The sequence below is a fragment of the Chitinivibrionales bacterium genome (assembly GCA_035516255.1).
Taxonomy (GTDB): domain Bacteria; phylum Fibrobacterota; class Chitinivibrionia; order Chitinivibrionales; family FEN-1185; genus FEN-1185.
On the sequence record DATJAL010000033.1, the window covers coordinates 1 to 7264 of the forward strand.

General features: G+C 56.3%; 5 protein-coding genes. 4 read left to right on the forward strand and 1 reads right to left on the reverse strand.

The genetic code is table 11. The features are described from left to right. On the reverse strand, positions 1-563 hold a 563-nt coding region (locus tag VLX68_10250), incomplete at its 3' end, for a hypothetical protein (GenBank protein ID HUI92616.1). A gap of 693 nt (positions 564-1256) precedes the next feature. On the opposite strand from VLX68_10250, the gene VLX68_10255 reads away from it, so the two are divergent. From VLX68_10255 to VLX68_10270, 4 genes are all read left to right on the forward strand, one after another. Continuing rightward, positions 1257-2501 (forward strand): hypothetical protein, encoded by a 1245-nt coding sequence (locus tag VLX68_10255; GenBank protein ID HUI92617.1) that lies wholly within the window; start codon positions 1257-1259, stop codon positions 2499-2501. A 94-nt stretch (positions 2502-2595) separates the two neighbouring features. Continuing rightward, complete coding sequence (locus VLX68_10260; GenBank protein ID HUI92618.1) at positions 2596-3357, forward strand: DUF4097 family beta strand repeat-containing protein; 762 nt, start codon at positions 2596-2598, stop codon at positions 3355-3357. A gap of 361 nt (positions 3358-3718) precedes the next feature. Beyond that, the gene (locus tag VLX68_10265) at positions 3719-4783 is read left to right on the forward strand and encodes an aminopeptidase (GenBank protein ID HUI92619.1); all 1065 of its coding nucleotides are present in this window, start codon (positions 3719-3721) and stop codon (positions 4781-4783) included. A gap of 252 nt (positions 4784-5035) precedes the next feature. Further along, positions 5036-7009 (forward strand): PAS domain S-box protein, encoded by a 1974-nt coding sequence (locus VLX68_10270; GenBank protein ID HUI92620.1) that lies wholly within the window; start codon positions 5036-5038, stop codon positions 7007-7009. Positions 7010-7264 lie beyond the last annotated feature (255 nt).

Sequence of the window (7264 nt, forward strand, 5' to 3'; positions counted from 1 at the left end):
ATCCCCAGGGGCCGCTGCGCGAACAGAAGAGGCTCCTCGCCCGATGCCGGCGTTTTGGGCGATTCGGTTATGTCAGTTTTTTCCGCGCAGATGCCGGCGGCTATTCTTAGGTTGGAAAGCCACGGAACCGCCCTGATGCCGGCCGGCACATCGTATATCACCATCAGTTTTGGAACGCTTTTCTGATAGGTATAAACATAATCGTTTTCCTTTGCAGAACTGTAGCCCTGTTGGGCGTCGGAGTTGCCGAACCCGTAATAATTGTTGTATAAAATCCTGTCGTACGAAACGTGTATCCTGAACCGGCCCGGGCCGATTTTGTCAAGCAAACACTCGATGTACGGCTGGTACACTTCCTTGGTGGTGGCATAAAACTCGGCCTCGACGCGCCAGAGTTCGAACATCGTGTCTTGTGCCGGCATAGAGAGCGAGACATGGCAGCCGTAGCCGAGCCCCACGTCAGAATCGTAATCGACAATGGGAAACAGCTCCCAGTGGAGCCGGGCAAAGGCAGGAAGGGAAAATAGGAGCAGAAATATTAAATGTTGGGATTTGAATTTCATGGGACGGTAAATAAATATAAGTAATCACGTCTCCAAATTTAGATATTGAAAAAGTTGGACGTCACCCTGCCTTTCATATTGTCCATGCATGCTGGCGGGGACACCACTTCGTGGTTTCCCCTGGCCCCCGGATCACCGCCGCCAAGAAGGCGGCAGTGATCCGGGGGCACGCCTTTTCCCGCGAAGGAGCGCGAGTCCGCTCGCATTAAAGCTTGCGAGGCGTACACGACAATTCGCGCTCCCTTCCTGTTGGGCGGGTCGTGCCTTCGCAACGCAACCACTGTGGTTAACCCCCCTCCGCCTTCGGCACTTCCCCTTGATAAAGGGGAGATAAAATACGGAAGGACCGCTTCTGCCGCGCGCCAGGCAGGACTGGAGGCCGCGCCCGGAGTGCGGTGCTGCCGGACCCCGCCGCGTTTCGCGGCATCGGGCCGTGGCGGCCCGATGCCAAGGCCGAGACCGAAAGGACGGCCGCCGCTATTTAAGGAACGCGCATCTGCGCGTTCCTTAAATAGCGGGGCGCCACGATCTATTTGATGCCCAAAATATTAGGCGTGTACTTCACCGACTCCACGTGCAATTCACGGAATCCCCGTTGCAAAGACAAAAATCCGGTGGTAAATTTCATCACGAAGTCAAAAACCAGTTTGGAAAAATAAAAACTTAAAACCATTTCCAAAAATGAGGCGCATTATGAGACCATCCGCATTCCTGTTCAGGGCGCTGCCGGTGTTGCTTGCCGCCCTGATCGTACCGCTTCAGGCGGGCCAGGATTCGACGAAAATATCGCAGAAGTCCGCCGCAGTTCAGGCCAAACCGCCGGCTGCCGCACCGGGCGACTCAACCGCGATAGCGGAAAAGCCCGCGAGCGCCGCGCCCGCTTTCAGGGCGGAAAACGGCAACGGCGTTGAAAAAATGCGCCAGGAGGCCGCCCGCCTCAAGGCCGAGGCGAAACTCCTGCGCGACATGGCCGACACGCTCAACCGTTCTTCCGACGAGGCCGAGAAAAAGGCGGGCGAGGCAAAGGACAAGGCGGAAAAAATGCAGGACGAGCTCCGCGAGACCGACGCGCAGCATACGGCGGCCCATGTCAGAATGGAAATAGAGAAAATCAAACGCATCATCCAGGCGGACGTTGAACGGCTCAAGCGGCTGCACGGCATAAAAACTTCCAACGATTCCCTCTACACGCAGCAGGCCGACAGCCTCGATTCGGTGCTGACGCACCTGCCGGCCGACACGAACCAGAGCGTCGAAAAGCAGCGGAGGCTGGTGCAGGAGATCAGCGAAAACTCGGAACAGCTCCTGGAGAAATCGCGCGAAATGTCGTCCAAGGCGCGCGAGCTCGAGGAAGCGGCTGACAAACGCGAAGACCTGGCCGAGGACCTCATGGGGAGGGCGGACAAGCTCGCCGAGGAGCAGAACCCGCTCCCGCTTTCCAAACGGTTCCCCTTTCATTTCGGGTTCGAACTGCGGCTCACCGACATCAACTCGCCCTCCGACAAGCAGCCCGACCTTTTGTTTCTGCATGGGCTGTTCGTCACCTATTCGGTGGCGCCCCTCTGCGACATCGGCCTGCGCGACATCATGCTGTATTCGCAGGAGACCGTGGTGGGCACCCGCTACGCGATCACGGGGTCTCCCGCGGCAAAGGTCGCATTCTTCCCTGTAAAGCGGCTGCAGCTCGGCGCGATCGCCGGTGTGTCGCTTCAGGGCCGCGTGGGGTGCCTGCGCCCGGCCGAAGTGAGCGCCGCGCCCTTTATCACCGCGATCAACGAGATATGGGTGCGCAACCATTTTTCAATAAGCCCCACGCTGCGGCTTAATTACGCTGCGTACGGCCCGTATTACACGGTTGCGCTGAGCCAGCATTCCGGCGTTTTGCCCCAGGGCGCGCTGTGGCTTGATCTTGGCATAGGATATAATTTCAACTTTTAACCCTGATGCGCGGAACTGACTTTAATCATTGAAAAAGACAATAGCGTTTGTAAATTGAATAAAAAAGCATCTGTCTGAAGGGAGAGACAATACAATGCAAAAATATTTTTTATCAACCATTCTCCGGATCGGGACAGCCGCTGCAATTGCCGCCGTGGCCGGCTGCGTCTTCAATGTCGAGCGCATTACCACGGAAAAAAGCGGGCAGATCCCCAGCGCCGGCTGCACCAGTGCTTCGGTCGACATGAGCGGCAATTCCGGCAACATAACGGTAAGCGGCGTGCAGGATTCGATCATCAAGGCGACGGTGACCGTAAGCGAGCTTTCCACGACCGGCTCCGCGTCCGCGCCGGCGGCGGACAAGCTCGAAGTTTCAATTGACACCGTTTCGGGCACCGGCACCGTTGCGTTTGCCTTCACGGACAACCAGAGCCTGTGGGAGCTGCTCAGGCTCGAAAGCATCGCCCTTTCCTGCAACGATATGCTTGGCGTTTCGGCAAAAACCACTTCCGGCAACATTACCCTGACCGGCATCAACGGGTTTGCCACGCTCAAAACGACCAGCGGCAACATCACGGCGGACGTGGTGAGCGGCTGCGACATCAACGTGGAGAGCGGCAACATCGACGTCACGCTCAAGCCGGAAACGGGTTTTGCCGGCGCATCGCTCAAAACGACCAGCGGCAATGTCAGGGTGAAGGTGCCCGGCACCTTCAAGGCCGACTTGGAACTTTCCACGACAAGCGGGAGCATCAGCGCGCCGGGCGGCGACAAGACCAAGCTGAACGGCGGCGACTCCACGGCCGTGATCACCTGCAAGACGACAAGCGGAAATATCAGGATTGAGACGTATTGAGATTTGCAGATAGGAAATAAGGAATCTGGGCGTTCCCCCCATTTGCAGGTGTAAACCCGCAAATGGGGGTCGGTTCTCCTTCCGGACTCGGCCTTCGGCCTCGTTACCGGACCGCCCGAGGCGCCTTCGGCGCCGGGCCGGCCGGTAATGCGCTCTAGCGCACCCTGCAGCCGCCCCTAACGCGCGGAAGAGATTTATCTTCCGCATTATCAATATTTACAAATGATCATAACCGCGGCCGGGAATTTAGCTTTCTCATTTTCTCTGTAGTAACTTTATAAATTTCCTGCTCCAACCGTCTCATTGTATTTTTAAAATTCATCTCCGGATTTTTTTCAACCATCAAACGGGCATATCCATCGTGAAACCATCATCCTTTCCGATCAAATTCAGCACTTCCATCCTCGCGGTGTGCTTTCTCCTTCTTTTCAGCAATTGCTACCTCTGGAAACAGGGCACCCGCCTCCTCTCCTACACCGCCTCCTCCGTACCGATAAAAAAAATGGAAAAAGACCCGAAAACCCCCGACTCGCTGCGGCACTTCTTCTCTCTTGTCAATGAGATCACGGCCTATGCGGCGGATTCGATCGGCCTTGCGAAGAACAGCAACTTCACAAAATTCGTCTCCATCCGCAAGCCGTATCTCATCGACCTTGTTGCCGCCGCGGGAAAAACGGATTTTGTCCCGTACCAGTGGTGCTATCCGCTGTTCGGGTGCTGGCCGCTCCGCGGTTATTTCGACAGCACCGACGCGATCAGGGAGGCGCAGCGGCTTAAAAAGCTCGGCTTGGACGTCTGCCTGGGCCGGGCCGAGGCGTTCAGCACGCTCGGTTTTCTCTCTGATCCAATTTATTCGTTCATGAAACGCTATTCGGTGTACCGGATCGCCAACCTCATCATCCACGAGCAGACGCACGCGACCGTCTATGTCAAAGACCATGTCGATTTCAACGAGGAGCTCGCCACCTTCACGGGAAACGAAGGAGCGCTTGCGTTCATACGGTCGAAATTCGGGGATTCCTCCACGCAGTTTCAAAATGCCGTGAAAGAATCAAAGGACGTTTCAACCTATTACCGGAGTGTCCAATCACTGTATCGCGCGCTTTCGGCGGTCTATTCCAGCACCGTTTCTCTGCAGGAAAAGCTTCAAAAAAAAGCAGGCGTCATCGCCGCGTTCAAAGACTCTATCGGCCGCAACTACGACGCCATGTTCCTGACGCAGGATTACCGCGGAATTGATAAACTGGACATCAACAACGCGTTCATCAGTCTCGACATGACCTATGCACTCGACCTAGACCTATTTTACAAGCTTTACGAGGAGGAAGACAAGGACCTGAGAAAAACCGTTGCGGCCGTGAAGTTGCTTTCAAAGAAAAAAGGCGATTGCAAGAAGAACCTGGAAGGGTTTCTTTCCCATAAATAAAGATTTCTCGCAAAGCTGCTATTGAAAAGTCATCAGGGGTACTGTGCTTGAAAACAAACCGCGGTTGACGGCGCGCCAGCGGCAAGGTTCATGAGCGATCGGGCGGAGGAAATAAAAGACGGTTGCTCGATCTCCGAATTGCTGAGATGGAAAAATTCCCCGCTTTTCGGATAAAAGGAGTCCGTCAATTCGGTAGAGGCAATGAGTATGGGATACGTCCATTGACGTGTGGGAAAGAGAAGAAGGTTACCGATGAAAAGCAAGCGTCCGACCAAAGGAAACCGGCGCCCGTCGGCAAAACGCAGGGATAAGCGGGCCGCGGATGCGCTGCGTGAGAGCGTGGAGCGGTTCGCGCAGTCGGCGCAGCAGAGCCGCACCATCACTTGGGAAGTGGACGCTTGCGGGCTTTACACATTTGTAAGCCCGGTAAGCGAGCGGGTCATCGGCTTCCGTCCCGACGAAATTGTGGGCAAACTCCACTTCTACGACCTGCATCCCGAGACCGGGAGAGAAGCTTTCAAAGCGGCGGCTTTCGACACGTTCCGCCGGAAAGATACGTTCAAGGCCCTCGAGAACCCGATTCTCACCAAGGACGGCAAGATGATCTGGGTCGTCACCAGCGGCATCCCCTTGCTGAATACTGACGGGACGCTGGCCGGCTACCGCGGTAACGACACGGACATCACCGAGCGTAAAAGGGCCGAGGAAGCGCTGCATATTTCGCAGCGGATGCTGCAGACGGTGCTGGACACCATCCCGGTGGCGGTCTTCTGGAAGGACCGAAACCTCCGCTATCTCGGCGGCAACCGAACGTGGCTAAATGCCGTCGGATTGAATTCTCCGGAACAAGTTGTCGGCAAGACCGACTTTGATCTCCCATGGGAAAAAGAGCAAGCGTCATCGTTCCGAGAGGATGACAAAAGGGTCATGGAAACCGACGCCGCAAAATACAATATCATTGAGCCGTTTCTCAGGGCGGATGGAACCCGGGCATGGGCCAAAACAAACAAAGTGCCCCTGCACGATGCTAGCGGCAACGTGATGGGGGTCCTCGGCACCTATGAGGACATCACCGAGAGCAGGCGGATGGAGGATGAACTCCACAAGGCGCAGAAGCTCGAGTCGCTCGGCCTGCTTGCCGGGGGCATCGCCCATGATTTCAACAACCTCATGGGCGGCATTTTCGGATACATCGACCTCGCGCTCGCCACCTCACAGGACGGCAGGGTCTCCGGCTACCTTTCGTCCGCGATCGGCGGCATCGACCGCGCGCGCAGCCTCACCGGCCAACTGCTCACGTTTTCAAAGGGCGGCGCCCCGGTCCTCGAAACCGGCGATCTGGCGTCCGCGATCCGAAACTCGTGCAAGTTCGCCCTGAGCGGGTCGAACGTATCATGTGTTATTGACATAGGGGAAAACTTGTGGCCGTGCGATTTCGACGGCAACCAGATCGGCCAGGTCATCGACAACATCATCATCAACGCCCAGCAGGCCATGCCCATGGGCGGCTCCGTCGTTGTTTCGGCGAAGAACGTTCAGGCGAAGGCCGGCGAGATCGGGACCCTTCCCGCCGGCAGTTACGTAAAGGTTTCCATCCTCGACAGCGGGATCGGCATACCCCAGGAAATCCTGCCCCGTATCTTCGACCCGTTCTTCACCACCAAGCAAAAAGGCAGCGGGCTCGGGCTTTCCATATGCCACTCGATCATCATGCGCCACAACGGCTGGATCGACGTGGAATCGGCGCAAGGCAAGGGCGCCACGTTTCATATCTATCTCCCCGCCTCCGCCGTCACGCCGGCGGCGCCGCCCGTCCCCAAGCATGCCCCGATGCACCGGGGCGACGGCAGGATTCTCATCATGGACGACGAGGAGCTCATCCGGCTGTCGGCGAGCAAACTGGCTGAGGTGCTGGGCTATTCCGCCGTGTCAACGCGCAACGGGAAGGAGACAGTGGCGCTCCTGCAAGAAGAATTAAAGGCGGGGCGTTCGTTCGCCGCGGTCCTGCTCGATCTCACCATTCCGGGCGGCATGGGCGGGAAAGAGGTCGTGGCCGAGATCCGGAAGATAAACGCCGAGATTCCGCTGTTTGTCCTGAGCGGGTATTCCACCGATCCGGTGATGACGGATCCCGACAAGTACGGTTTCACCGGAAGCCTGTGTAAGCCGTTCACCATCGGGGAGATGTCGGAACTGTTCAACAGGCACCTGAAGGCGAAATCTTGATGGACCAGATTGGATTACGTGCGGCGGCACGTGCGCAGGTGGCATAGGCAAGGTCGCCGCCGCTCTTCAGGATTTTCCTTTTATTATTTTAAGGAAAGAATATGGAAAATAATTAGGTGATTATAAAGGATCTTGCACCAAATTAGTGATCATTTTGACAAGTTTTTCAAAGATATTTTCATGACGATGATTGTACCGAAAAGCCATTTCGTTCAGATACCCTGGAAAGTATTCTTTGGAGACGCCGTGGAACTT